This is a genomic window from Bacillus sp. SRB_8, assembly GCF_003264205.1.
Lineage (GTDB): Bacteria > Bacillota > Bacilli > Bacillales > Bacillaceae_G > Bacillus_A > Bacillus_A mycoides.
In genome coordinates this window covers 72,937-97,105 of record NZ_NADT01000021.1, presented here as the reverse complement: position 1 = coordinate 97,105, position 24,169 = coordinate 72,937, and the positions used below count along the sequence as shown (strand labels likewise).

Genomic DNA, 24,169 nt, shown 5'->3' with positions numbered 1-24,169 from the left:
ACTTGACAGGGGTCACTGCAAATCAATGCTTGCTTCTTTTTTTATTTCGTAGAAACTTCACCTTCAGCTTCTGTCTGTGGAATAAAGTATCCGATTATACCACCGATAATTGCCGGAACAATCCAGCCAATTCCTAAGTTATAAAAAGGAATTGTGTGTACGATATTAGCGATAAAACTTGGAATCATTTCCACATTATCAAGTGCATGAATACAGCTAATAAGGAATGCAGCGATCATTGCTCCGATATAGACAGAAGGTTTACGTTTCGTATATTTATCAATAAATGATACGAAAATTAAAATGATTGTAATTGGATATAAAATAATTAATACAGGTAATGTAATTTTAATTAATAAGCTTAAGCCTAAGTTTGAAATGATGAAGCTAAATATACAAACGTATAGTACCAGTTTCTTGTATGAAACATTCGTTAACACTGTTGCGAAATAGTTTGCGAATGCACTTACAACACCGATTGCAGTCGTTAAACAAGCGAAAATAATTGCGATACTTAATAAAACATTACCGCTTGTCCCAAAGAATTGATACATAATCGTAGCTAATAGCTGACCACCGTTTTCAAATTGTCCTAAGTTTCCGTTTGAAGCCCCGATATAACCGAGTAAGAAATAAACAATTGTTAAGAAAAGGGCAGCAATGCTTCCGCAAATAATTGTATATTTTGCAATGGATTTTTTATCTTGTATACCGTTTTGGCGAATTGCATTTACAACAATCGTTGATAATACGAGCGCCCCAATTGCATCTAAAGTTAAAAACCCTTCAAGAAATCCTTTGAAAAATGGGATGTCTTTATAGTCACCGATAGGTTCTGTGAATGATCCTGGTGAAAGAATTGCTTTTGTTGCCATAATTGCAATAATTACAAGTAAAATTGGCGTTAATATTTTACCGATATGATCTACTAATTTGGATGGATTTAATGATAGGAAGTAAACGACTGTAAAGAAAATAGCGCTAAAAACTAACATAGAATACCATTGATCTGGGAAAAGTGGTGCAATCCCAATTTCGTAAGATACAGATCCAGTTCGTGGAATAACAAATAGTGGGCCGATTGAAAGATAAATAATGATAGCGAATACTGCTGCGAATTTTGGATGAACACGGCTCGCTAAAGTGTTAAAACTACCACCGGCAAGGGCAACAGCTACGATAGCAAGTAAAGATAAACCGACGTCTGTAATAATAAATCCTGTAATGGAAACCCACATGTTTTCTCCGGAAGAAAGACCGAGAAGAGGCGGGAAAATCATATTACCAGCACCGAAGAAAACTGCGAATAGTAATAAACTAATCGAAAGTATTTGCGCTGGTTTTAAAGTTGTACGCATATAAAGAAGAGCCTCCTAATGAGCGTTTTTTTGTCGAAAATTCAAATAATTTGTCGATTGACTGTTATTATTTTAAAGGTCTGATGACTAGAAAGCAAGAGGGAATTTTAAAAATATTTTAAAATAATGCGTAAAATTGAATAAATATACTATTTATATGTTAATGCAGGAAGAATTTCACTTTTAACGTAAAAAAACACATATCGCTAGGATATGTGTATTAAAAATAAATTTGCCTATCACGTTCTTCTTTTAAAATTTCTACAGCCTCTCGGAAACGTTGAGAATGGACAATTTCTCGTTCGCGTAAAAAGCGTAAGCTATCATTTATATCGGGATCGTCTGATAAATCAATTAGCCATTGATAAGTCGCTCGTGCTTTTTCTTCAGCTGCAATATCCTCGTATAAATCTGCGATAGGATCTCCTTTCGCTTGAATGTAAGTGGCAGTAAAAGGAACACCACCTGCATTATGGTAAAACAAGGCGCTATCATGATTCGCATAATGCGCGTCTAATCCGGCAGCTTTCATTTGTTCAGGTGTTGCATCTTTTGTTAATTTATAAATCATTGTAGCAATCATTTCTAAATGTGCGAATTCTTCTGTACCAATATCGGTTAGTAAGCCAACGACTTTATCAGGAATTGTATAACGTTGATTTAAGTAGCGAAGAGCAGCAGCCAGTTCGCCGTCCGCACCGCCATATTGTTCAACTAATAATTTGGCGAGTGCTGGATTACAAGTACTCACTTTAACTGGATATTGTAATTTTTTTTCATAAATCCACATAGTTTCTCTCCCTTATCCCGCTATTTGCTGCCCGTAAACTCCACTTGATTAAAGTTTCATTTTATATTTGCCATGGCCACGGTCCTTGGCTCCATTGCCATGGAGCGTTAGAATAACTATTTCCGAACTGCTGAAGTGGCCCGTATTTTTCTTCAATTTTTTGTTGTAATACTCTTCGTTTATAGGAGAAATCATTGAATTGATTTATAGCTGCAGTATCGTCGGGGTGCGTATCTAAATAGAGGGTAAGTTCAACTAATACAAAGTCTAGTTCTTGTAGTTCTTCAATCCATTTGTAATATTCATCAGGCAATGTTTGTGTCACGTTTTTATTCACCGTCCTTTTTTGTGAGGATTTTCATAAAAATCATAAAAAGCAGGCCATAAAGTCCCTTTTCTTAAAGCTTCGTTTGGTGGGAATTGGGGTAAGTTAGGTGGTTGAAAGCCCATAAATAGGTGTGGGGGAGTTGAGTAGTATTTCTTTCCAATTGGAGGGCAAGGATCATTTGGACCGTGATAAGGTATGTAAGATTTCATGAATTTATCCATATTACACGCCTCCTTTATAAATGAAATATTCATCACTATGTATTGTATTCGTACATAATTGCAAATTATGACTCATATAGAAAACTAAAAGGGGCAGGGGGAGTGCGGATGGAAAGTGTTACAACATGTATTGTCTTAGAATCTAAAAACTTAAAGGAAACATTATATTTTTATGAAGGAATTCTAGGGTTTAAACCGAGCAAGGAGAGGCCACAAATACGTGTAACAGGTGTGTGGTATGATATTGGTTTAACGAGAATTTGTTTTGTTGTAAACAGGGGACTGGGAGAGCATAGAGAGACTGTTATATCATCAGTGAAGGAACTATTGTTAAAAGCTACAAATATCGAGCGTTTAAAGAAAAAGTTAGCGTTTTATCAAATATCATTTGTAGAAAAGCGCCGCGGTGAAGAAGTTAGAATAATATTTCATGATCCAGATGGTTATAAACTCCAATTTATTTCAATAGAGAACATGGAAGAGAGTCTTTTACAATGTAATAATCTGAATGGTGAATGAAAAAAATATTGACAAGCTTAGGTAAATATTTTAATGTGATTGTATAAAACTGTGTATATAAAGGGGAGTAACTTATTACAGTAAAGTCGTCATTACAGGGAGAAACCCTCGGCTTTATTGGCAACGTTTCGTTGTTAGTGAGACCTTTACCAGCAATGGTAAAGGCCCCTTCTTGTCTTTTTTAGGACCCTTACCATATTTGGTAGGGTCCTTTTTGTATACAAAGAGAGGAGAAATAAAAATGAAAAAACTTATAAGTAGATTAAGAGTTGTATTTCATGTCCGCCGTTTCGTTCCATTCCTATTTGACTTTTTTACTTCAAAAGAGGTTTCAATAAAGAAGAAAATTTTATCTATTGCTTTTTTAGTTGGTTATGTAGCGATGCCGCTCGATTTAATTCCAGACTTCCTACCGTTCATTGGTATTTTAGATGATATTGGAATTGTGTTATTTATTTTGAACCGAATTGTAAAGATGGCGCCAGTTCAATTACAAGAAAAGCATAACGTAAACGTAGGATAGGAGTTGAAAATATGGAGCAAATTATTTTAGATATAATCGAGTTTTTAAAGCAGTTTTCTTATTTTGGAGTTGTGTTAGCATTAACGTTTGAATTTATTCCAGCAGAAGTAGTTTTGCCCATGGTTGGGTATTGGGTATATGAGGGAGATATGAATTTTTGGCTAGCTGTATTAGCTGGAACGCTTGGCGGAACGACAGGACCTTTAACGTTATATGCGCTCGGGTATTACGGTGGTCGTCCTCTATTAATAAAATACGGGAAATACTTCTTCATTAAAGAAGAACAAATTCAAAAAGCAGATGATTTCTTTGAAAAATATGGACCGGTTGTAGCATTTGTTGGACGCTTTGTGCCAGGAGTTCGAACGCTTATTTCCGTTCCATGTGGTATGGCGAAAATGAACATATGGAAATTTAGCATATATACATTTGTAGCAATGTTCCCATTAACGACTTTGTATATTTATTTTGGAATGAAATTAGGTCCGCATTGGGAAAAAGCAGCGGGTGTTGTTGGACAATATATGCTACCGATATTAGCCGTCGTTCTTATTATTGTAGGTGGTATTTTAATCTGTAAATTTATGAAAAAACGAAACAGATCGGAATCTATCTAGTCATTGGTAATGGAATTTGCATATTTTTTGAAAATAGATGAATAGTACAGGCAAAAGACTCTGAGGGACATACACATATAGGGAATATAAAAGAGAGAGGGGAAACAACTATGTCTTGTGAGTGCTCAGGGTCAGCATTAACTTGCTGTCCAGATAAAAATTATGTACAAGATAAAGTGTGTAGTCCGTGGTCTGCTACTGTAGTTGCAACAGCAATTGATAATGTTCTTTATACAAATAATATTAACCAAAATGTAGTTGGTACTGGTTTTGTTAAATATGATGTTGGTCCAGGTCCAATTACTGTAGAAGCGCTTGATTCTGCTGGGGCTACAATTGATACACAAACATTAAACCCAGGAACGAGTATCGCTTTTACGTATCGCCGCTTTGCTAGTATACAAGTTGTGTTACCTGCAACACCTGGTGGAACGTATCAGGGAGAATTTTGTATTACAACACGTTATCCACTTTCATAGTAGAATAGGAGAGGATCGAAATGGGAATGAGAAGTTCCGGTTTGTCTTGTTGTTCTAATAAAACACTTGTGCAAGATCAAGTATGTACAGACTGGTCTATTACAGGTGCTGGTACTCAAATTGTATATACGAATAATATTACACAAGAAGTATATGGTTCAGGTTATGTGAAATATGATGTAGGCGCGAATCCCATTACAGTTGATTTTTTAGTCGGTGCTACAGTAGTTGATACAATTACTGTACAACCACAAAGTAGTGGTACTTTCACTGTACGATATTTTACTACTGTCCGAATTACTACGACAGGAACAACTGTTAATCAAGGCGAGTTTTGTATTACAGTACGTTATCCAATTTCATAAAAAAAGCATACCGTAAATGGTATGCTTTTTTTAATTGAGGAAGTAATAAAATTGGTATTCTATAAGCAACATGTAAATTGGCAACAGTACTTGCCTTCTAAATATAGTGAAGGATTATTTTGTATATTAATAATACTAACGGATTTTAAATCTTTACCTGTGTAAGATATTGTATTGCCAGGAAACACAGTGAAAATATTGGTTACTGCTCCAATGATTTGAATTGTAATTGCTTCAGTGCTGCTAGTACTATTGTAAACCGAGACAGTACCTGATATAAGCAGTATCCCATCACTTTGCCACAGTATCATTGATTGTAGTGCATCTTTGGTAGAGGGAATGGTGTTGTTAGTTATGAGGAAATTCCCTGCAAATTCATTTGTTACTCGCTCACAACTTGGATTTGGGGGAGGGGGCGGTGGACAAGGGTCTGGACAAATGATAGATAAAGGAGCGAAACAGCCAATATTTTTTTTGTTCTTCAATACAACCCCTCCTTTTTAAGTTGTCTTTTACTACTATTAAATGTAGAAGCATGGCCGATGTGTTAAGAAAAGAAGAAAATTTTTAAAATTAAGATTGTCTAATAGGCTTACAGCTTAACTTATCATTAATGTTATAGAAAAGATTATATGTGAATAGACATGGGAAAAGAATGATCAGACTCTTTTAGACAAAAGGTGGTTGTATACAATAGTACGAGTAATGTTGGACTTAACACTTAATTAACTGTATATTTACAAAAAACTAATAAAATTCATTTGTTATTTAAACGATATTAATATGTTTAAGATAAAATAGCCCTTGTAATGAATCAATTATTATGAGGAGGATTCACGTGGAAAGAACTGCTTTACGAAAAGTAAAAGGTCTTATTGGATTATTAATGGTGTTTGTATTGGCATTTGTATCATTACCGTGGAGTACGTCGGTTAAAGCGGAAGAGAAAAAGCAAGAAAAGGCACCAAGTGAGAAGAAAATCGTTTTCCCAGTTGTAAGTGATGTGCATATTAAAGATAGTGGAACAGATGATACGTTCCGCTGGAAAAGAGCGATTGAGCAATTTAATACGCTTGCACCAAAGCAAGATGCGTTTGTCATTGTAGGTGATTTTACTGATTCGGGTTCAGTAAAGCAATATGATCGTTTCATGCAAGTGTATAACGAAAATGCAAATAAAGATGCGGTACGAATGAATTCTCTAGGTAATCATGATTATTGGAACGGCTTATCTGTAGAGGGAGCACAGAAGCGTTTCTTAGAAAAGACAGGAATGGAATCGGTTTATTATCATAAGGTGGTAAAAGGGTATCATTTCCTTGTTATGTCTCCAGAGGATGGGACAACACATGGCTATTATTCGGACAAGCAAATTAATTGGTTAAAAGAAGAAATGGCAAAGGCACAAAAAGATGATCCAGAAAAACCGATTTTTGTGTTTTTACATCAACATATTAAAGATACAGTGTACGGTAGCCAAGAATGGGGAACGAAAGATAGTGCGAAAATTAATGCGGTATTAAAAGAATACCCACAAGTAATTACGTTTTCAGGTCATTCACATTATCCGTTAGATGATCCAAAATCGATTCATCAAAAAGATTTTACGTCTGTTGGAACATCTTCTGTAAGCTATATGGAAGTTGAAGGCGGTAAAGTACAAGGGAATATCCCGCCAGGAGCTAGTACATTAAGCCAAGGTTTATTGGTAGAGGTAGATGACAAAGAGGTAACAATTAATCGCCGTGATTTCCATACAAACTCTTGGACAGGTGAGCCTTGGAAAATTAAATTACCAACGAAAAAAGAAGGATTCAACTATGGAGAAGATCGTGATAAAGAAAAGCCATACTTTGCGAAGGATGCAAAGCTTGCTGTATCAAATGTAACGGAAAATGCGGCAACAGTAACATTCCCGCAAGCATTGGACAACCTTCTTGTTCATTCTTATCGCTTGCAAGCAAAGGATAAACAAACAGGTGAGATTAAAAATAAGCTATTAGCATTCTCAGAGTTTTATCGAGATCCAGTGCCGAAAGAACTGACATTTACACTTGCAGGACTAGATGGCGGGAAAACATATACACTTGAAGTTGTTGCGATTGATTCATTTGGCAATGAAAGTGTACAACCATTAACGGCAGAAATTACTACGAAAAAAGATAATATTGACCCGAATGTGAAAGTACCAAAGGCAGATGTTTTTGATGTAAACTTTGCAGATGGTACATTTAAAGACAGTTCATCATTTGGTACAAAAGGTGATGTTAAGGGCAATGTGACTATTGAATATGATAAAGCATTGAAAAAGAATGTTATGAAGTTAAACGGAAAAGCAAATACATTTGGATACCTTCCATTTTCAGCAGCACAAAAAGAAAAAGTAGCAAATTCATTTACGTTAGAAACTGTATTTTCAATGAATGAAATTCGTGGACAAGGTATTTTGCAAAATACAGAGAGCGGTGGAATTGGTTTTGAGTCTACAGGAAGTGGCTATGTAGAATTATGGGCTCATATTGGTGGAAGCTATAAACGTGTGGGTGTTCAATTAGAAGCAAACAAAACGTATCATTTAACAGGAACATATAACGGCAGTGAAGTAGCAATTTATGTAGATGGTAAAAAAGTAAATAGTCAGCCGGCTCAAGGGAAAGTATATCACCCGAACGTACCATTCGCACTTGGTGCAGATCCTGATAGCAACGGAAATGGCGGTATTCCGTTAAATGGACAAATTGCATTAGCAAAATTATATAGTAAAGCATTAAGTTCTTCAGAAGTAGTAGCGGCATATAACGAGTTTTCTACTCGTACAAAATTAGAGCAAGTAAATACGTTATATGAAGAAATCGGAAAAGTGAAAGAAGTATTGGCAGGTACTTATGAATTTGGTGAAAAGCCAGGTCAGTATTCACAAGCAGCTTTTAACGAATTACAAAGAAGCTATGACAATGCAAAGAAAGTGTTTGAGAATATAGCGAGTACAGGAGAACAAATTGTTCAAACGTATAATGAATTAAAAACAGCAAACCAAACATTTGTCCAATCAAAGGTAGCAGAAGAACAGCCAAAAACACCGAAAGAAAAATTACAAGTGAATATTGAATCTGCAAAAGCTTTAGTAAAGAAAGCGCAAGATGGAAATGTAACAGACGGTTCTGTTAAATCATTAAGTCAAAAAATCACAGTTGCGGAAGCTGTGTTAAAAGATAAAAATGTAAAAGATGAGTATGTGGAATCAATGAATCGTACGCTAGAGCACGCTATTTCACTTGTTGAAAAAAGCATCAACAAATAAGGTATAAGAAAAAGAAGCTTATCATGATAGGCTTTTTTTTTGTTATACTAAAAGTAGTATAGAAAAAGGGAGCGAATAATTTGGAAGAGAAAAAGCTAAAAAGAATTCTTGAATATGTATGGATCGCCGTTGTGCTCCTTGTAGGATATTATTTATTAAAAGATAAAAGTATATGGATTCTATTTTTAATGACATTTTTATTAGCGGGATTAGGAACGCTATTTATTAACTTTTTCTTTGATAGTGTAAACGCGTGGAGAAAGAAAAAGAAAGAGACGAAGTAAGGGAGAATAAAGTGAAACTTTAATCAGTGGGAGTCTTACTGCCCGGCAAATAGCGGGATAAGTATACAAAAGTTGATCGGTATATTTTTCGTTTTACAATCGTTAATGAAAATAGCTCGCCTTTATTATAGGCGAGCTATTTTTTTATACTTCTTTTTTCTCATCATTTGTTTTTTTAGTAGCTAAATGACTATGTTTTCTAGAGTAGAAGAAGTATACGCATAAACCGACTATAAGCCAAAATGAAAAGCTGATCCATGTCGTTTTGGACAAATTAGTCATTAAATATAAACAACAAAGAATAGCGACAACCGGTAGTACAGGTACGAGTGGTGTGCGGAAGCCTCGTTTTAAATCAGGATGAGTTTTCCGTAAAATAAGTACAGCAAAGCAAACGAATGTGAAGGCTGTTAACGTACCGATGTTTACTAAATTCGCTAGTAAATGTAGGTCTAAAAGTCCTGCTAATAAAGCTGCAAATACTCCAGTAATCCATGTGTTTAATAAAGGGATTTTTACTTTTTTATTTACGCGTGATAAAGCTTTTGGGAGTAAGCCGTCTCGGCTCATTGCATAAGAAACACGAACTTGTCCATACATAACGACTAAAAGAACGGTTGTCATTCCTGTCATCGCACCAACTGCAAGTAGCCCCGCAATAGTATCTTCACCAACGAAATGTAGTGCAAATGCAACTGGATCAGAAACGTCTAATTGCGTATAAGGAACCATGCCTGTTAAAACGAAAGATACGATCATGTATAAAACTGTACAAATAAGAAGGGAACCTATAATGCCAATTGGTAAATCACGCTGCGGTTTTTTCGTTTCTTCTGCCGCGGTTGCGATTGCATCAAAACCTAAAAAGGCGAAGAAGACAGTGGCAGCTCCGGTAATAATACCGTCGTACCCGAATGGAATGAACGGTGTCCAATTTTCAGGCTTTACATATTTTGCGCCTGCTACGATAAAGGCGATAATAACTGCTAATTTGATAAGGACCATAACATTATTAATGCGTGCGCTTTCGCGTATACCAAAACTTAAAAGCCCAGTAATGAGAAGTAAAATACAAACAGCTGGTAAATCAATGAGACCACCTTTTCCTGTACCAGGGGCCGAGGAAATAATGGTGGGAAGGTGTATATTGAACCCTTGAAGCAATGATTGTAAGTATCCAGACCAGCCAACAGCTACCGCTGCAACAGCGAGTAAATATTCGAGCATTAAACACCAACCAACGATAAAGGCGACGACTTCCCCGACTGTCATGTATGCGTAAGTATACACACTTCCTGAGACAGGAATAGAAGAAGCAAATTCGGCATAACAAAAGGCTACACAAGCACAAGTAAATGCAGCAATAAGGAATGATAGCATAATACCAGGGCCAGAATGTTTTGCCGCTACGATACCTGTTAATACAAAAATCCCTGTCCCAATTACGGCGCCGATTCCTAAAAACGTTAAATCAAGTGCCGTTAATGTTCGATCTAGCTGTCGTGGTGATTCAGTACTAAGCGCTTTTTTTCGTAATAATGACTTCACTTTGAACTCTCCTCCTTTAGTTTTCATTTCCATAACTGCGAATATAGTACGAGCCCATTGGAAAAGAGTATGTAAGTGAATGAAAATACAGTTATGGTATGTAGTTTTTTAAAATTTCTGGGTTAATCTTATTATAATTCAGAATATTTTGTCAAATAAAATTTTAACAAATAAAAAGCCGGTTGTAAGGAGAAACTATGTGCAGAAATAGATGCAGGTTAACAATCAGTAGAGATGAAGAATAATCCACTGATTAAAGTTTTACTTTATTATAGTAGGAGAAGATGTTATGTTATTTTATTTTGAACTTGTCGTCATTTTACTTTGTACGAAATTAGCTGGTGATATTAGCGTTAGACTTGGCCAGCCTTCTGTACTCGGTAAATTAATCGTTGGTATTATTATCGGTCCGGCTTTGCTAGGTATTATTAATAGTTCAGAACTTATTGATGAGCTTAGCGAAATTGGTGTTTTGCTACTTATGTTTATGGCAGGACTCGAAACTGATTTAGAAGAGTTAAATCGTAATTTAAAATCTGCATTCGCAGTAGCGATGGGAGGAATTATTTTCCCATTCCTTGGTGGGTATTTAGCAGGACTTGCGTTTGGAATGTTACAGTCGCATGCGATTTTTTTAGGGTTATTACTTTGTGCCACTTCGGTTAGTATTTCTGTTCAAACACTAAGAGATTTAGGGAAAATGAATACGAGAGAAAGTACGACGATTTTAGGTGCAGCTGTATTTGATGATGTAATTGTCGTTATTTTATTAGCATTTGTGATGAGTTTTTTAGGTACACAAGATGTAAATGTAACGCTAGTCATTGCAAAGAAAATTATCTTTTTTGTAAGTATTGTTTTCATCTCTTGGAAAGTTGTTCCATGGATTATGAAAATGCTCGTACCACTTCGCGTAACAGAAGCATTAATTAGTGCAGCTCTTATTATTTGTTTCTCTTTTTCGTATTACAGTGAAATGATGGGGATTGCAGGTATTATTGGAGCATTCGCAGCTGGAATTGCCATTTCTCAAACAGAGTATAAGCATGAAGTGGAACATAAAATTGAACCAATTGCTTATGCAATATTTGTTCCAGTGTTCTTCGTAAGTATCGGAATGGAAATTACATTTCAAGGTATAGGAAGCCAGCTTTGGTTCATTATCATCATGACTCTTATTGCGATATTCACAAAGTTAATCGGATCAGGTTTAGGCGCAAGACTGACAGGATTCAACCTTCAATCTTCTATTAGTATCGGTGCGGGAATGGTTTCGCGCGGAGAAGTGGCGCTTATCATCGCAGCAAATGGACTTGCGGCGAATTTGTTAGCGAAAGAAAATTTCACAGCGATTGTCATTGTTGTTATATTGACGACAATTATTACGCCGCCGCTTTTGAAGAAGTATTTTGTATAGAGAGGAAGGGCTTATCTGATGTAGGTAAGCTCTTTTTTTATTGCAAAATGCAGTGGTCATGTAGCATGAATGGATTGTAATTATGATAAAATCTATGTATGTGATATGACAAGGAGAGGGAAGTGTGAAGATTACAAAGGGGAAAGTTATAGGTGTAATCATACTTATTGCACTATGTATACCATTTACTGCATGGAAAGATTCAAAAGTGAAAAATTTTCCAGTTTCTATTTTTTCTTCCTATGTAGAAGATGAAAATCCGAAAGACTATAAGTACACTGCTTTTGTACCTGACTTTGCAATTTGGATACATGGATGGGAAAAACAGCGATCTGAAGGTGAAATAACGTCATATAAAAAAGGGGATCGAACTGTAATTGTTCACCATCCACCTGGCAATGATGGTTTTTATCTATATGATACAAATGATATTAGAGAATATACGCAACCATAAGAAGTGGAGGTTAAATAGTGAAAGCTTCAACATTACTATTTAAAATTGAAAGTAATATGGATCAATTTTCACCAGCCGAAAAGAAGGTTGCCATGTACATAATGGAGAATGCAGAAATTGTTCCGAACTTAACGACGAAAGAAGTGTCAACGAATGCAGGCGCAAGTGAGGCAAGTGTTGTTCGCTTTTGTAAGTCGATTGGGATTGGGAGCTTTAAATCATTTAAAATCGCGCTCGTTCGTGAATTAACGATTGCTGATTATAATATTAATGATTTTTCAGTGATGAATACGGAAGATGGACCGTACGACTTGTTTAATAAAGTTACATATGTGAATAAAGCTGCAATTGAGGCGAGCGTCACGGCGATAGATAAGAAGGAACTTGAGAGAGCTGCAGATCGTATTGTAAATGCGGATAAAGTTATATTTTACGGAGTAGGTGGTTCAGCTACTCCAGCGATGGACGGGGCTTATAAATTTACACGACTCGGATTTACAGCGATGATGCTATCTGATTTTCATATGATGTTACCGCTTGTGACGAATTTAAAAGAAGATGATATATTTGTTGCGATTTCAACTTCTGGTCGTACGAAAGATGTACTTGAAATGGCGCAATATGCGAAGAAGCGAGGGGCTACAGTTATTGCGATTACGAAGCTAGACCAATCATCTCCGTTATATAAAGCGGCAGACATTCGCCTTTGTATGCCAGATGTAGAGCAAGACCATCGCATTGCGAGTATTGCTTCGAGAATGACGCAACTGAATATGATTGATGCTTTATATGTGATTACTTTCAATCGAATTGGTAATAAAGTATTAGATCAATTTATGGAGACGAGAGAAGAAGCATTACGGTTACGGAAATTGAAGTAGAAGAAAAGATGGGGAGACTCATCTTTTTTATTATCTTTGACACAAATATGTCATGTTGTGAAATTTCATTTCATAAAATAAGAAAGAGTTATTGATTTTTAGTTTCTTAAAGTTATAATAAAAGTGTGAAATATAATTTCGAAGAGGGTGGCAATATGTTAGAGAATTTATCGACAGAACACCGTAATGAGAAAACGATGAATCTAGATGAGATGAGTATAAAAGAAGTTTTACAAAGTATGAATGAAGAAGATCGAACTGTTGCGTTAGCAGTTGAAAATGAAATAGAAGAAATTGAAAAGGTTGTACAAATTGTTACTAAGTCTTTTGAAGAAGAAGGCCGTTTAATTTATATTGGGGCTGGTACGAGTGGCCGTTTAGGCATTTTAGACGCAGTGGAATGTCCCCCGACATTTGGAACAGATGATAACATGGTTCAAGGATTTATAGCAGGTGGATTGAAAGCGTTTACTAAGGCGGTGGAAGGTGCCGAAGATCGTGAAGAGTTAGCAAAAGAAGATTTAAAAAGTATTGGATTAAACGAGAAAGATACGGTTATTGGAATTGCAGCAAGTGGTAGAACACCCTATGTAATTGGCGGATTGAAATATGCAAGTAGCGTGGGAGCAAGTACAGCTAGTATTTCCTGTAATAAAAATGCTGAAATAAGTAAATATGCAAAACTAAATGTGGAAGTGGAAACAGGCGCAGAAATATTAACAGGCTCAACACGGTTGAAGGCTGGAACAGCGCAAAAGTTAGTACTCAATATGATTTCTACAGCGTCTATGATTGGTGTAGGGAAAGTATATAAAAACTTAATGGTAGATGTTCAATCTACAAATGAAAAATTGGTAGAACGCTCAAAACGAATTATTGTTGAAGCGACAGGCGCTAGTTATGAAGTAGCTACAGAGTGTTATGAGAAAGCAGATCGAAATGTGAAAGCTGCAATCGTTATGATATTACTACAGTGTGAATATGGGGAAGCACTAGAAAAATTAAAAGGTGCGAAAGGATTTGTGAAGAAAGCACTTTAAACTTTGGGGAGGGGGATTCTATTATGAAGAAAGAAGAGAGAATGGCCAAAGAGATTTCAGAGCAACTTGGGGGAGTAAAAAATATTCGTGGCATTGCTCATTGTATGACGAGACTGCGATTAACGCTTCATGATGAAAGTAAAGTGAATATGGACCTTTTGAAAAAGGTTGAAGGGGTTATGGGCGTTATTGAAGATGAGACGCTTCAAGTTGTTGTTGGACCAGGGACAGTAAATAAAGTAGCAGCTGAGATGGAAGGTTTAACGGGACTGCGAATTGGTGAGGTGGCAGATCACCACCTTGAAGATCTTGGGCAAGAGATGAAGTCAGAGATTAAGAAGAAAAATAATACACCAGTGAAAAACTTTTTAAGAAAAATAGGAAGTATTTTCATTCCGCTAATTCCGGGGCTTGTTGCGTCAGGAATTATAAATGGGGTTGCTAACTTTGCGAAAAACGCAGGTGCTGACCCGAATGCAACGTGGCTACAAATGCTACTACTTATTGGCGGCGGTATCTTTACATTCTTAGGAATTTTAGTCGGTTGGAATACAGCGAAAGAATTTGGCGGGACACCAGTTCTTGGGGCAATTGCAGGTATTTTAATTTTCAACCCAGCGATGGCGAATGTAAAATTATTCGGTGAAGCGCTCGTACCCGGACGGGGCGGATTGTTTGCAGTTATTTTTGCAGCATGGCTTATGGTTGTAGTAGAAAGACAAGTTCGAAAAGCAGTGCCAAATGCAGTTGATATTATCGTGACACCGCTCATTACTGTGTTAGTAGTAAGTATCGTAACGATGTTAGCGATTCAGCCAGTAGCAGGTTTCTTATCTGAAGGAATTACAAGCGGAATTAATGGTATTTTAAGTATTGGTGGCGCATTTGCTGGAGCAGTGCTTGCTGGAACATTTTTACCTCTCGTTATGGTCGGATTACATCACGGTTTAACACCAATTCATATGGAGTTTATTAATCAAACGCACGTAACGCCTTTATTACCAGTACTAGCAATGGCTGGGGCTGGGCAAGTAGGAGCAGCGATTGCGATTTTTGTAAAAACAAAAAACAAACGACTTCGTAACGTAATTAAAGGTGCATTACCAGTTGGATTTTTAGGAATTGGCGAACCGTTATTATACGGGGTTACATTACCACTTGGGAAACCGTTTCTTACAGCTTGTTTAGGTGCAGCAGTTGGCGGTGCATTCCAAGCAGTTATGAAAACAGCCGCACTCGGAATCGGTGTATCAGGATTATCATTAATTCCGTTAATTGCTGATAATAAATATTTATTATATTTCCTTGGATTAGTAGTGGCATATACGTTCGGATTCATCTTTACGTACTTCTTCGGATTCAAAGAAGAAATGGCAGAAAACATATAGAGAAAGGGATTCCTTTCTCTTTTTCTATTCATAGAAAGGGAGATTCATATGATCGGAGTTTCAATTTATCTTGCAAAAGAACGAGTAAAGAAGCAAGAAGAGTGGCTAAAAGTAGCGAAGGAAAACGGGTTTTCATCTATTTTTACATCACTTCATATACCAGAGGATGATCCTGGTACGTATAAAGAGTTAATTCAAATACTTGGGAAACAGGCTCTTGAAAATGAAATGGAATTAATGGTCGATGTTTCTTCAAAATCGTTACACCATTTAGGTATGACGTACGAAAATGTCGAAGAGTTAGTAGACTGGGGCATTACTGGTTTACGAATGGATTACGGTATTACGCCAAAAGAAATCGCACGTGTATCTCATAAGATGAAGGTAGCTTTAAATGCGAGTACGATTACAGAATCATTTTGGAAAGAGTTACTTGCGGAAAATATACGAGTAGATCGTGTAGAAGCGTGGCATAATTTTTATCCACGTCCAGAAACAGGACTAGCAAAGTCGTTTTTGCAAAAACAAAATAAATATTTACATGAGTGCGGAATAAAAACGATGGCGTTTATTCCGGGAGATGGTGAAAAACGCGGTCCGTTATATGAGGGTTTACCAACTTTAGAAAAACATCGCAGTATGCGCCCGCTTCAAGCATATTTAGAACTCGTGCAAGATTGTGCTGTTGATAAAGTTTTAATTGGCGATATAAGCGGGAGTTTAGAAAGTGTACAAGAAATCTCGAGTGCGAGTGGTGGGATTATTCCAGTGCGATATGAGTCATTTATAAATGCAAGTGAAGTATTAAAAGTGGTAGAGCAAGTGCATACAAATAGGTTAGATCCGGCTCGTGATGTAATTCGTTCTGTAGAATCGCGCGAAGAAAATAAAGTTGCATTACAACCGATGAATACAATTTCAAGAAAACGAGGCAGTATTACAATTGATAATGAATTGTACGGTAGATATGCTGGGGAGATGCAAGTTGTTGTAAATGATTTACCTGTAGATGAGAAAGTGAATGTTGTCGGAATGGTTGTGGAAGAGGACGTGCCGTTATTGCCTTATATTGGTGCTGGAAAAAACTTTCAACTTTTTCTGTGTGATAGAGTAAAAGCTTGAATTAGCACTATTTTATAAAAAACATTATCTGCAAAAAGGATAATGTTTTTTTGTTTCTTTAAAAAAGCATTTGACGAATGAAAAGAAATACCGTATTGTTTTGTCTTGTGAATAAATGTTCACCATAACGAAACAAAAAAGGAGAGTTCAGAATGAATCAATATATTGGTAATTTAATTATTCGTATCGTATTAGGAGTTACTTTTTTTGCACACGGTTTAGCAAAGTTTCAATCAGGTATAGATAACGTAGCAGGATGGTTTACAAGCATCGGTTTACCAGGTGGTCTTGCATATGGCGTAGCAACAGTTGAATTAGTTGGTGGTATATTATTAATTATCGGTTTAGGCGTGAGGTATGTAGGATTGTTATTCGCTCTTATTTTGGCTGGAGCTATCGTAAAGGTAAATGGAGCAGCAGGCTTATTAGGAGATGGAAAGAATCCGGGATATGAATTAGATCTTGCATTATTATCAATGGGTGCGTATTTATTCGTTGTAAAAGCAGAAGGATATGTAGATCGCTTCTTAAAAGAGAAAGTAATGAAAACGAAGTAAATTTTATTTTTTTAGTGTTGACTTGACGACTTGGTGTAACTATAATGATTACATCAAGTCGATTAGTAATAAAATGATTCGTATATTTTTTTATTCTGGTTGTAACTAATTTAGTTACAACCAGAATAAAGCTTAAAGAATAAAGGAATATAAAAGAGTAAATAAAAAGTGGAGGAAATAACATGTCAAAATTACATTTAGAGGTTTTTACAGGATCTGAGCAAGCATTTCAAGTTACATCCACAATTGTATACGGAGAAAAAGATGCAATTCTTATCGATGCACAATTTTTATTAAGTGATGCGCACCGTTTAGCAGCTCAAATTATTGAAACAGGAAAGAATTTAACTCATATTTATGTGACTCATTTTCATCCAGATCACTATTTTGGATTAAATGTATTACATGAAGCATTTCCAGAAGCGAAGATTGTTGCATTACGGAATACTGTTGAAGATATTCGTAACACATTTGAGAAGAAAGTGGAACAGTGGAAACCATCTATTGGGCATAATGTTCCTCATCAACCAATTGTTCCAGAGGAATTAACAGAAGAGAAATTGATTTTAGAGGGAAATGATTTAATCATTAAAGGTGGTTTGCAAGGTGATACACCGAATAATAGTTATGTATGGATTCCATCATTAAAAGCCGTTGTTACAGGCGATATCGTTTATAACAATACTTTCGTATGGACGTTAGAAACAGATGCTGAAGCTCGTCATAAATGGTTAGAAACATTAAGTGAACTTGAAAATCTTCATCCTGAAATTGTTGTAGCGGGTCATCGTGATTATGACGTACCAAATACAGCAGACGCGATTAAACATACTCGTAAATATTTAGTTGCATTTGATGAAGTTCTTGCAGGAAATCCTTCAAGTGAAGAAATTCAAACGGCAATAAAGGAACGGTTCCCGCACGTTAAAGCGTTAGAAATTGGACTTGTTTTAGCGGCAAACGCGTTTGGGGTGAAAAAATAATGAAGCAAAAAACAAATTTAGAAATTGTTCGAAGCACATATGAAGGATCAGCTTCTTCGAATGCAAAACATTTAGCAGAAGCATTTTCTGAAAAAGTGGAATGGACAGAGGCAGAAGGTTTTCCGTACGGCGGAACGTATATAGGTACAGAAGCTATAATGGAAAATGTATTTAGTCGTTTAGGATCAGAATGGGATGATTATAAAGCGAGTGTAAAGACGTACCATGAAGTAAACGGAAAAGATGTGATTATTGCTGAAGGTGTTTACTCAGGAGTTTATAAAGAGACGGGAAAATCATTTGAGGCGGAATTTGTTCATGTGTGGCAGCTTAAAAATGGAAAAATCGTGAAATTTAAGCAATATGTGGACAGTTACATTGTACGAGAAGCGATGAAGGCTTAAAATGAAATAAGGAAACAAATGGAATCGACTATGTGCAGGCGATTCCATTTGTTTATGTAATTATTAGGGGGAATGGGGAGTACATAATATGAAAAAATGGATAATAGGGACAATTACAATGATTGTAATTGCGGTAGGAGCTGTATTCGGTGTTACTAAACTTCTTAATTATATAGAGGAGGAGGAGAAGAGCCTTAAAGTACAAAAAGTAATGGATCAACAGGAGAAGAAAGTAAAGGAAGAGAAGCCACAAGTTAGTGAAGATGAAATTATTTCTACAATGCATAGGATGGTACATCAAAAAGTGAAATCCTCTGAGAAATGGGGATTTATCGAAATGACAAATAAGGAAATTAGTAGTGCGAAGAACGCAGTAGAAAGCAGTACTAATTTTAAATATAAATCAAAGCTACTTTCTACTTTAGAGCGCTGGGAGAAAGGGGATTTTTCACAGACGGTTGAGGAGCATAACTTTTTGTGGGAAATTCAAGGTGGTGATACCGGAAAGGCAACAGAACGTTTATCGCCAGAAGAAGAAAAACAGTATGTGAAAGAAATGAAAGGTAAATAAAAACATCGCCACTCTGGTGGCGATGTTTTTTCATTAAGAATGCTTTCGTACTAAAGCTCTAGTCGTCTGAGGAGAAACAGTTTTAAAATGAGAAAATAAATAACACCCTGTCACGACGATGATTGTACCGAAAATTTGAATCCATGTTAATTCTTCTCCAAGGAAAATAAATGCTAAAATAGCTGTGAAAATTGGATTGAAATTTAGAAAAATCCCCGATGTAGTAGCGCCTAATTTCTGTATACCAATATTCCAAAACACCATACAAAGTACCGTTGAAATGAGTCCTGTATATAAAAGTGATGTAATGAAAGAAGAATTAATATTGGAAACAGTGAAGCTTCCTATGTTAAATGGTAGTAATAAAATAACGCCGAAAATACCAGAATATAATGTTGCCATGAGTGGTGTAGTTGTTTTTGTAGCCCATTTACTACAAACAGAATAGATTCCCCAAATACAAACAGCCGCAATCATCCATAAATCCCCGCTATTAAAATGTAGTGAAAATAAAAGAGCAAAGTTTCCTTTTAAAAGAACGAGGATGACCCCGAAAAATGAAAGAATCATAGAAAGAACTTGAAGCGTATTTACTTTTTCTTTTAGAAATAGCACAGAAAATAATGCAATTGAAATAGCGTTCAATGTAGAAATAAGACCTACATTCGTTGCGGATGTTTTTTCTAATGCTAAAAATTGAAAAATGTTGAAAAGAGCGACGCCTGTAATTCCCATAATTACTAACGGGATTATAGCAGCACGCGGTGGAATAATTTTCTTCTCTTTAAACCATACGAGTGGTAATAAACAAACAATCGCAATCATCCATCTTAAACTTGTCAGTGTCATCGGAGACGCATGATCGACAAGTGATTTCCCAACGACAAAATTTCCTCCCCATAATAAGCTTGTTAATAATAGTAAAAAGACGTAAAAATAAGGCATACTAAAAACCCCTTTGTTGAAATAAGAATGAACTGTAAATAATTTTAGCATTTTTCTTTATTATCTAATATATTATTTTGTATAATGGTAAAAACTCGATAAAATGTTTCGTTAGAAATCTTATTTACAGAAAAACATTCAGTTTTATATAAGTTATGAGATGTTTCTTCGAATAATCGTCGGTAAGAAAAAAGGGGGAATTTTGATGGAGTCATCTGTTATTAAAGTGCTTGATGATTTGGATGTAAAAATTTTAGATATATTGCAGAAAGAATCACAAGTAAGTAATGCAGAGCTTGCACGCCGTGTTAATTTATCTCCAGCTGCGATGCATGCACGAATAAAAAGGTTAGATGGGGAAGGTTTTATTGATAAGCAAGTAGCAATTTTAAATCAAGAAAAGCTTGGATTTGATTTATTATGTTTCATTTTTATGAGTACGAATATTCATCAGTATGAAAAGCTGGAAGTGTTAGAACGAGAATTAGAATCTATGCCTGAAGTGTTAGAATGTCACTGTTTAACAGGAGAGTATGATTATTTATTAAAAGTTGCGAATCGTGATCGTAAAGAACTGGAGCAGTTTATTAGAAAGTTGAACAAGCTTGGTATTACACGGATACAGACGAGTTTAGCACTTCGTGAAATTAAATATTCGACGGTATTGCCGATACGAAATGAGGAACCGAGCATCGATTAAGTTGCTTGGTTTTTTGTTTGTGTAAAGTGAAACTTTAATCAGTGGGGGTTTTGTTCATCCACCACTGATTATTAGCCTTCACCAATCGGGCGTTTAGGGGCAGTTGATCTCCCACCTACCTTCTTTGCTTCAGCCGAATTTTGAGGTGGGAGTCTTACTGCCCGTTAATGCGGGATAAAATTCAGAAAAGTGATTGACGGAGAGAAAAGAGAGATGTATTATTATATGAAATTATGAATTAAAATTCATATAATGTTATAAATATTAACACTGGGGCAAGGGGATATAATATGAAAATCTTTAATGCGGTTACAAGTGATGTGAAAGAAATTTATAATCTCATTGAAATGTATGCAAAAGAAGGAGTTGTTTTGCCGCGTTCTCTTTTGTCTCTCTATCAATATTTACAATGTTTATATGTTATGAAAGAAGGAGAGGAAGTCGTTGGAGTTGCTGGTTTACATGTGTTAGGAGAGGACCTTGCAGAAGTACGATCGTTAGTAGTTTCGCATACATATGCAGGAAAAGGGATAGGGCGTATGCTCGTGAGTCATGTGATGGAGGAAGCGACGAAAATAAATGTAAAAAGAGTGATTTCTTTAACGTATGAAACAGTATTTTTTCAAAAGTGTGGATTTGATTTTGTAAATAAAGAATTGCTGCCAGAGAAAGTATGGGTTGATTGTAGACATTGTCCAAAAGTCAATTATTGTGATGAGGTGGCGATGATACGGTATGTTGGATGAAATTTTTAGAGAGAAAAAAGGCCCACTATTATTTAAGAAATAGTGGGTATCTATATTTTAATACAAAATGAGATGGTATTAGGAATTTGAATTCGTTTTTCTCACGGCAAAATTATAAAGTGGATCTCTAAGTTCATAGTTATACGTAGAACCATCGACAAGCCCTACAACTTTATCGCTATCATAAAGGTCGAGCATAAATTGTGCCATTTGTTTTGCAGTGTGGAATTTCGGTACAACATTATCGTATTGGAACTCATCAATATCAAATGAACGTTTTGCGAATTCTGTTTCAGTTGCAGCAGGAGCTAAAACTTTTGCTTGTAGTTTTGCACCTTGTTCTTTCAGTTCGTGAGATAGTCCTTCTGTAAATGCACTTACATAAAATTTCGTAGCGCAATACGTAACAGCATCAGCAACAATCGTGTATCCACCGCCTGATGAAACGTTAATAAGCTGTGTTCCTGCGGTCATTGAATAATCTCGAACGAAAAGGGAAGATAGTATTGTTAGTGCTTCTATATTTACATGCAACATCGTTTCTATCTTGTTTAAATTTTGTTCAGCAATTGAGGCGAAATTACCAAAACCTGCGTTGTTAATCCACGTTTCAATTTGAAAACTTTGTAGACTTTCATAAAATTTATAAACTTCTTCAGTGACTGATAAATCAGTTCTTCGAATGACAACATCCAATTCCGGATGCATTTCGTTAATTTTCAATTTTAATTCTTCTAATTCTGCTTGTCTTCGAGCTACAAGTATTAAGTTTTTTCCGCGAGATGCAAAGGCTAAAGCGGATTCATAGCCAATTCCTGAACTAGCACCAGTAATAACAGTATATTTCATATAAAAGCCTCCTAAATTCAAATTAATTTATCATGGTTAGATTGTATTTGTTAGAGTATACTCTAAGTCAAATGTTTTTTATAATTTGGATAAGGCAGTAAAATATATGAGAGTAAATGGCGTGCGGAGGGAGAATGGTTATGTACACAATTAGCGAGGTAGCTAAATTATTAGGAGTGAGCACACATACATTACGTTATTATGAAAAGGAGAACATATTAATTGCAAATCGCGATGCAAATGGGAATAGATTGTATGAAGAGTCACATATAAAGTGGTTGCAGTTTGTAATGAAATTAAAACAAACACAAATGCCGATAGCGAAAATAAGAGAATATGCTAGATTATATTTAGAAGGGGAGCATACAACCGAAGCTCGTTTACAGCTCTTAGAAGATCATAGGAAATCTATTCAGATTCAAAGAGAAAATTTAGAAGTTACAGAGAAGATGCTCGAAAATAAAATTATTGCATACAAAGACTCGTTGAAAAGTAAATAGCGTACAAAATATTTCGTTCTTTGTTGCATGTTGAAAAGGGAGTACAGGTTTTTGTTTTGGAATTTATCTATGAGTATTTTATTATAATGTGCCGATAAATTAAAAAAGAGCAGTTAGCTAAAAGCAACTGCTCGATTCAAAGGGATCTCCAAGGGGGGAATGGAGAAAATATTATGTTACTACCATTATTGACAGATTATTAAGAAATATTCATGTGGATTTAAGAAATTTAAAATATTTTTTGGTTAATAGAATCCGGGTGTTGACACTTTATCAATTGGTCATGTAGAATGTTTATGAATGACATTCAGTCATTTTTTCTGTGAAAGGGTGTAGATAAGCAACTTTTATATGTAGTTAGCTTAATAACGGAACAAATATAAGGATAAATGAGGATGATATTGGTTTTTTAAATAGTAGTTAGAGTGAGATTATATTTTTTAAATTAAAAATGACTGACGGTCAGTCAGTGAATAATAGAAGGTGAGAGATATGAAAAATAAAGCTTGGTTATATGTCATATTAACATGTATTTTTGAAGTCTTTTGGGTGTTTGGTTTTAATACAGCTCATACTTGGTGGCATTGGGTCATTATTGTAGGAGTTATCGCTGTTGATTTTTACTTCCTATCGAAAGCGTGCGAACATCTTGCAACAGGGACTGTATATGCTGTGTTTGCCGGAGCTGGTACGGTTGGTACTTTCCTAATGGATGTATTCCTTTTCGGCGGCAGTTTCAGTTTAGGAAAGCTATTCTTTATCGTAATGGTCGTAGCGGGCGTGATCGGTTTAAAATTAGCTGATAATAAAGAAGAAACCGCGGAAGAAATTGTGAAAGGAGCTGCTTAAAAATGGGTTGGATTTTCGTATTTTTTGCTGCAATTAGTGAAATAGTCGGTGTGATAGGCCTTAAAATGTATAGTAAAGATAAGACGTTAACAAATGGAGCGATTTATATAGGTGGATTTGCAACTTCCTTTGCATTCTTATACACATCTTTCTTGTTCTTACAAGTAAGTGTAGCTTATGCGGTTTGGATTGGCATTGGAACAGCAGGAGCTGTTTTATTAAATATGTTTCTGTTTGGTGAATCGAAAAGTAAGGCACGTTTGATTAGTGTAGCTCTTATCGTATGTGGAGTTACGGGATTAAAGGCTCTTTCATAAGAAAAGGATATTAAAGTTAAATCTCCTAACGATTTGTTGGGAGATTTTTATTATGAAAAGTGCACGATGATTGACAGTACAGCTAGTTATTTTATAAAATGAGTGACAGTCAT

The 24,169-nt window shown here is 35.7% G+C and carries 30 protein-coding genes; 22 read left to right on the top strand and 8 right to left on the bottom strand.

Annotated features, from left to right (window positions below; genetic code table 11):
* Positions 1 to 41 precede the first annotated feature (41 nt).
* From brnQ2 to B5P40_RS20460, 4 genes are all read right to left on the bottom strand, one after another.
* The gene (gene brnQ2, locus B5P40_RS20475; protein WP_001260928.1) at positions 42 to 1,358 is read right to left on the bottom strand and encodes a branched-chain amino acid transport system II carrier protein BrnQ2; all 1,317 of its coding nucleotides are present in this window, start codon (positions 1,356 to 1,358) and stop codon (positions 42 to 44) included.
* Positions 1,359 to 1,578: 220 nt separating this feature from the next.
* Positions 1,579 to 2,148 (bottom strand): spore coat protein CotJC, encoded by a 570-nt coding sequence (gene cotJC / locus B5P40_RS20470; protein WP_002010774.1) that lies wholly within the window; start codon positions 2,146 to 2,148, stop codon positions 1,579 to 1,581.
* Positions 2,149 to 2,209: 61 nt separating this feature from the next.
* Positions 2,210 to 2,473 (bottom strand): spore coat protein CotJB, encoded by a 264-nt coding sequence (locus B5P40_RS20465; RefSeq protein WP_000194953.1) that lies wholly within the window; start codon positions 2,471 to 2,473, stop codon positions 2,210 to 2,212.
* An 8-nt stretch (positions 2,474 to 2,481) separates the two neighbouring features.
* Positions 2,482 to 2,697, bottom strand: a complete 216-nt coding sequence (locus tag B5P40_RS20460) for a spore coat associated protein CotJA (protein ID WP_002193326.1) — start codon at positions 2,695 to 2,697, stop codon at positions 2,482 to 2,484.
* Positions 2,698 to 2,805: 108 nt separating this feature from the next.
* Here B5P40_RS20460 and B5P40_RS20455 point away from each other — a divergent pair, with 108 nt between their 5' ends.
* The 5 genes from B5P40_RS20455 (at position 2,806) to B5P40_RS20435 (ending at position 5,200) form a co-directional block, all read left to right on the top strand.
* Complete coding sequence (locus tag B5P40_RS20455; protein ID WP_078176298.1) at positions 2,806 to 3,216, top strand: VOC family protein; 411 nt, start codon at positions 2,806 to 2,808, stop codon at positions 3,214 to 3,216.
* 241 nt (positions 3,217 to 3,457) lie between these two features.
* Positions 3,458 to 3,739, top strand: coding sequence for a YkvA family protein (locus tag B5P40_RS20450; protein ID WP_000733844.1), 282 nt, complete (start codon positions 3,458 to 3,460; stop codon positions 3,737 to 3,739).
* An 11-nt stretch (positions 3,740 to 3,750) separates the two neighbouring features.
* On the top strand, positions 3,751 to 4,356 hold the full coding sequence (locus B5P40_RS20445) for a DedA family protein (protein WP_113709755.1): 606 nt from the start codon (positions 3,751 to 3,753) through the stop codon (positions 4,354 to 4,356).
* Between the two features lie 110 nt (positions 4,357 to 4,466).
* Positions 4,467 to 4,835, top strand: coding sequence for a DUF3992 domain-containing protein (locus tag B5P40_RS20440; RefSeq protein ID WP_002087413.1), 369 nt, complete (start codon positions 4,467 to 4,469; stop codon positions 4,833 to 4,835).
* A gap of 20 nt (positions 4,836 to 4,855) precedes the next feature.
* Entirely contained in the window at positions 4,856 to 5,200 is a 345-nt protein-coding gene (locus B5P40_RS20435; RefSeq protein ID WP_000525803.1) for a DUF3992 domain-containing protein, read from the top strand.
* 59 nt (positions 5,201 to 5,259) lie between these two features.
* Here the strand turns inward: B5P40_RS20435 and B5P40_RS20430 are convergent, their stop codons facing one another.
* Positions 5,260 to 5,685, bottom strand: a complete 426-nt coding sequence (locus B5P40_RS20430) for an S-Ena type endospore appendage (protein ID WP_002087412.1) — start codon at positions 5,683 to 5,685, stop codon at positions 5,260 to 5,262.
* Between the two features lie 353 nt (positions 5,686 to 6,038).
* Here B5P40_RS20430 and B5P40_RS20425 point away from each other — a divergent pair, with 353 nt between their 5' ends.
* Both B5P40_RS20425 and B5P40_RS20420 read left to right on the top strand, forming a co-directional pair.
* A complete protein-coding gene (locus B5P40_RS20425; RefSeq protein ID WP_113709754.1) occupies positions 6,039 to 8,501 on the top strand; it encodes a LamG-like jellyroll fold domain-containing protein in 2,463 nt (820 codons plus the stop codon).
* Between the two features lie 80 nt (positions 8,502 to 8,581).
* Positions 8,582 to 8,785: a hypothetical protein gene (locus B5P40_RS20420; RefSeq protein WP_000391506.1), complete on the top strand. Its 204-nt coding sequence runs from the start codon at positions 8,582 to 8,584 to the stop codon at positions 8,783 to 8,785.
* Between the two features lie 144 nt (positions 8,786 to 8,929).
* Here the strand turns inward: B5P40_RS20420 and bcaP are convergent, their stop codons facing one another.
* Complete coding sequence (bcaP, locus tag B5P40_RS20415) at positions 8,930 to 10,333, bottom strand: branched-chain amino acid transporter BcaP (protein ID WP_002188416.1); 1,404 nt, start codon at positions 10,331 to 10,333, stop codon at positions 8,930 to 8,932.
* 289 nt (positions 10,334 to 10,622) lie between these two features.
* Here bcaP and B5P40_RS20410 point away from each other — a divergent pair, with 289 nt between their 5' ends.
* The 10 genes from B5P40_RS20410 to B5P40_RS20365 all read left to right on the top strand — a co-directional run bounded on the left by B5P40_RS20410 (position 10,623) and on the right by B5P40_RS20365 (position 19,150).
* Entirely contained in the window at positions 10,623 to 11,750 is a 1,128-nt protein-coding gene (locus B5P40_RS20410) for a cation:proton antiporter (protein WP_000899801.1), read from the top strand.
* Between the two features lie 124 nt (positions 11,751 to 11,874).
* The gene (locus B5P40_RS20405; protein ID WP_002186673.1) at positions 11,875 to 12,204 is read left to right on the top strand and encodes a hypothetical protein; all 330 of its coding nucleotides are present in this window, start codon (positions 11,875 to 11,877) and stop codon (positions 12,202 to 12,204) included.
* A 17-nt stretch (positions 12,205 to 12,221) separates the two neighbouring features.
* Positions 12,222 to 13,085, top strand: coding sequence for a MurR/RpiR family transcriptional regulator (locus tag B5P40_RS20400; RefSeq protein WP_002188418.1), 864 nt, complete (start codon positions 12,222 to 12,224; stop codon positions 13,083 to 13,085).
* 155 nt (positions 13,086 to 13,240) lie between these two features.
* Positions 13,241 to 14,125 carry an N-acetylmuramic acid 6-phosphate etherase gene (murQ, locus tag B5P40_RS20395; RefSeq protein ID WP_002166328.1) on the top strand — a complete coding sequence of 295 codons (885 nt, stop codon included), beginning with the start codon at positions 13,241 to 13,243 and terminating at the stop codon, positions 14,123 to 14,125.
* Between the two features lie 23 nt (positions 14,126 to 14,148).
* Positions 14,149 to 15,513, top strand: coding sequence for a PTS transporter subunit EIIC (locus tag B5P40_RS20390; RefSeq protein ID WP_000711310.1), 1,365 nt, complete (start codon positions 14,149 to 14,151; stop codon positions 15,511 to 15,513).
* 48 nt (positions 15,514 to 15,561) lie between these two features.
* Positions 15,562 to 16,635: a DUF871 domain-containing protein gene (locus tag B5P40_RS20385; protein ID WP_002188419.1), complete on the top strand. Its 1,074-nt coding sequence runs from the start codon at positions 15,562 to 15,564 to the stop codon at positions 16,633 to 16,635.
* 152 nt (positions 16,636 to 16,787) lie between these two features.
* Entirely contained in the window at positions 16,788 to 17,192 is a 405-nt protein-coding gene (locus B5P40_RS20380) for a DoxX family protein (RefSeq protein ID WP_001077751.1), read from the top strand.
* 182 nt (positions 17,193 to 17,374) lie between these two features.
* Entirely contained in the window at positions 17,375 to 18,175 is an 801-nt protein-coding gene (locus tag B5P40_RS20375; RefSeq protein ID WP_002125460.1) for an MBL fold metallo-hydrolase, read from the top strand.
* Positions 18,175 to 18,579 carry a nuclear transport factor 2 family protein gene (locus B5P40_RS20370; protein WP_002188421.1) on the top strand — a complete coding sequence of 135 codons (405 nt, stop codon included), beginning with the start codon at positions 18,175 to 18,177 and terminating at the stop codon, positions 18,577 to 18,579. Before B5P40_RS20375 ends, B5P40_RS20370 begins: the two co-directional genes overlap by 1 nt.
* 88 nt (positions 18,580 to 18,667) lie before the next feature.
* Entirely contained in the window at positions 18,668 to 19,150 is a 483-nt protein-coding gene (locus tag B5P40_RS20365; RefSeq protein WP_002087394.1) for a PRK06770 family protein, read from the top strand.
* A gap of 33 nt (positions 19,151 to 19,183) precedes the next feature.
* Here B5P40_RS20365 and B5P40_RS20360 read toward each other — a convergent pair whose 3' ends face one another.
* Positions 19,184 to 20,095, bottom strand: coding sequence for a DMT family transporter (locus tag B5P40_RS20360; RefSeq protein WP_078176307.1), 912 nt, complete (start codon positions 20,093 to 20,095; stop codon positions 19,184 to 19,186).
* Positions 20,096 to 20,300: 205 nt separating this feature from the next.
* Here B5P40_RS20360 and B5P40_RS20355 point away from each other — a divergent pair, with 205 nt between their 5' ends.
* Positions 20,301 to 20,795: an Lrp/AsnC family transcriptional regulator gene (locus B5P40_RS20355; RefSeq protein ID WP_002188423.1), complete on the top strand. Its 495-nt coding sequence runs from the start codon at positions 20,301 to 20,303 to the stop codon at positions 20,793 to 20,795.
* Between the two features lie 290 nt (positions 20,796 to 21,085).
* On the top strand, positions 21,086 to 21,541 hold the full coding sequence (locus tag B5P40_RS20350) for an N-acetyltransferase (RefSeq protein ID WP_002166324.1): 456 nt from the start codon (positions 21,086 to 21,088) through the stop codon (positions 21,539 to 21,541).
* 78 nt (positions 21,542 to 21,619) lie between these two features.
* Here B5P40_RS20350 and B5P40_RS20345 read toward each other — a convergent pair whose 3' ends face one another.
* On the bottom strand, positions 21,620 to 22,390 hold the full coding sequence (locus B5P40_RS20345) for an SDR family NAD(P)-dependent oxidoreductase (protein WP_002188426.1): 771 nt from the start codon (positions 22,388 to 22,390) through the stop codon (positions 21,620 to 21,622).
* A gap of 140 nt (positions 22,391 to 22,530) precedes the next feature.
* Here B5P40_RS20345 and B5P40_RS20340 point away from each other — a divergent pair, with 140 nt between their 5' ends.
* The 3 genes from B5P40_RS20340 (at position 22,531) to B5P40_RS20330 (ending at position 24,056) form a co-directional block, all read left to right on the top strand.
* On the top strand, positions 22,531 to 22,890 hold the full coding sequence (locus B5P40_RS20340) for a MerR family transcriptional regulator (protein ID WP_002188427.1): 360 nt from the start codon (positions 22,531 to 22,533) through the stop codon (positions 22,888 to 22,890).
* Between the two features lie 492 nt (positions 22,891 to 23,382).
* Positions 23,383 to 23,739 (top strand): DMT family transporter, encoded by a 357-nt coding sequence (locus tag B5P40_RS20335; RefSeq protein WP_002188428.1) that lies wholly within the window; start codon positions 23,383 to 23,385, stop codon positions 23,737 to 23,739.
* Between the two features lie 2 nt (positions 23,740 to 23,741).
* Positions 23,742 to 24,056, top strand: coding sequence for a DMT family transporter (locus tag B5P40_RS20330; RefSeq protein ID WP_002063959.1), 315 nt, complete (start codon positions 23,742 to 23,744; stop codon positions 24,054 to 24,056).
* Positions 24,057 to 24,169 lie beyond the last annotated feature (113 nt).

Excerpts from the sequence above, each read along its gene's own strand:
- B5P40_RS20455 (WP_078176298.1), top strand. The coding sequence starts at position 2,806 with ATGGAAAGTGTTACAACATGTATTGTCTTAGAATCTAAAAACTTAAAG.
- B5P40_RS20450 (WP_000733844.1), top strand. The coding sequence starts at position 3,458 with ATGAAAAAACTTATAAGTAGATTAAGAGTTGTATTTCATGTCCGCCGT.
- B5P40_RS20435 (WP_000525803.1), top strand. The coding sequence starts at position 4,856 with ATGGGAATGAGAAGTTCCGGTTTGTCTTGTTGTTCTAATAAAACACTT.
- B5P40_RS20340 (WP_002188427.1), top strand. The coding sequence starts at position 22,531 with ATGTACACAATTAGCGAGGTAGCTAAATTATTAGGAGTGAGCACACAT.
- B5P40_RS20365 (WP_002087394.1), top strand. The coding sequence starts at position 18,668 with ATGAAAAAATGGATAATAGGGACAATTACAATGATTGTAATTGCGGTA.
- B5P40_RS20390 (WP_000711310.1), top strand. The coding sequence starts at position 14,149 with ATGAAGAAAGAAGAGAGAATGGCCAAAGAGATTTCAGAGCAACTTGGG.
- B5P40_RS20385 (WP_002188419.1), top strand. The coding sequence starts at position 15,562 with ATGATCGGAGTTTCAATTTATCTTGCAAAAGAACGAGTAAAGAAGCAA.
- B5P40_RS20410 (WP_000899801.1), top strand. The coding sequence starts at position 10,623 with ATGTTATTTTATTTTGAACTTGTCGTCATTTTACTTTGTACGAAATTA.
- B5P40_RS20345 (WP_002188426.1), bottom strand. The coding sequence starts at position 22,390 with ATGAAATATACTGTTATTACTGGTGCTAGTTCAGGAATTGGCTATGAA.
- B5P40_RS20335 (WP_002188428.1), top strand. The coding sequence starts at position 23,383 with ATGAAAAATAAAGCTTGGTTATATGTCATATTAACATGTATTTTTGAA.
- B5P40_RS20440 (WP_002087413.1), top strand. The coding sequence starts at position 4,467 with ATGTCTTGTGAGTGCTCAGGGTCAGCATTAACTTGCTGTCCAGATAAA.
- cotJC (WP_002010774.1), bottom strand. The coding sequence starts at position 2,148 with ATGTGGATTTATGAAAAAAAATTACAATATCCAGTTAAAGTGAGTACT.
- B5P40_RS20355 (WP_002188423.1), top strand. The coding sequence starts at position 20,301 with ATGGAGTCATCTGTTATTAAAGTGCTTGATGATTTGGATGTAAAAATT.
- B5P40_RS20460 (WP_002193326.1), bottom strand. The coding sequence starts at position 2,697 with ATGGATAAATTCATGAAATCTTACATACCTTATCACGGTCCAAATGAT.
- B5P40_RS20370 (WP_002188421.1), top strand. The coding sequence starts at position 18,175 with ATGAAGCAAAAAACAAATTTAGAAATTGTTCGAAGCACATATGAAGGA.
- B5P40_RS20380 (WP_001077751.1), top strand. The coding sequence starts at position 16,788 with ATGAATCAATATATTGGTAATTTAATTATTCGTATCGTATTAGGAGTT.
- B5P40_RS20360 (WP_078176307.1), bottom strand. The coding sequence starts at position 20,095 with ATGCCTTATTTTTACGTCTTTTTACTATTATTAACAAGCTTATTATGG.
- B5P40_RS20330 (WP_002063959.1), top strand. The coding sequence starts at position 23,742 with ATGGGTTGGATTTTCGTATTTTTTGCTGCAATTAGTGAAATAGTCGGT.
- brnQ2 (WP_001260928.1), bottom strand. The coding sequence starts at position 1,358 with ATGCGTACAACTTTAAAACCAGCGCAAATACTTTCGATTAGTTTATTA.
- B5P40_RS20375 (WP_002125460.1), top strand. The coding sequence starts at position 17,375 with ATGTCAAAATTACATTTAGAGGTTTTTACAGGATCTGAGCAAGCATTT.
- B5P40_RS20350 (WP_002166324.1), top strand. The coding sequence starts at position 21,086 with ATGAAAATCTTTAATGCGGTTACAAGTGATGTGAAAGAAATTTATAAT.
- murQ (WP_002166328.1), top strand. The coding sequence starts at position 13,241 with ATGTTAGAGAATTTATCGACAGAACACCGTAATGAGAAAACGATGAAT.
- B5P40_RS20445 (WP_113709755.1), top strand. The coding sequence starts at position 3,751 with ATGGAGCAAATTATTTTAGATATAATCGAGTTTTTAAAGCAGTTTTCT.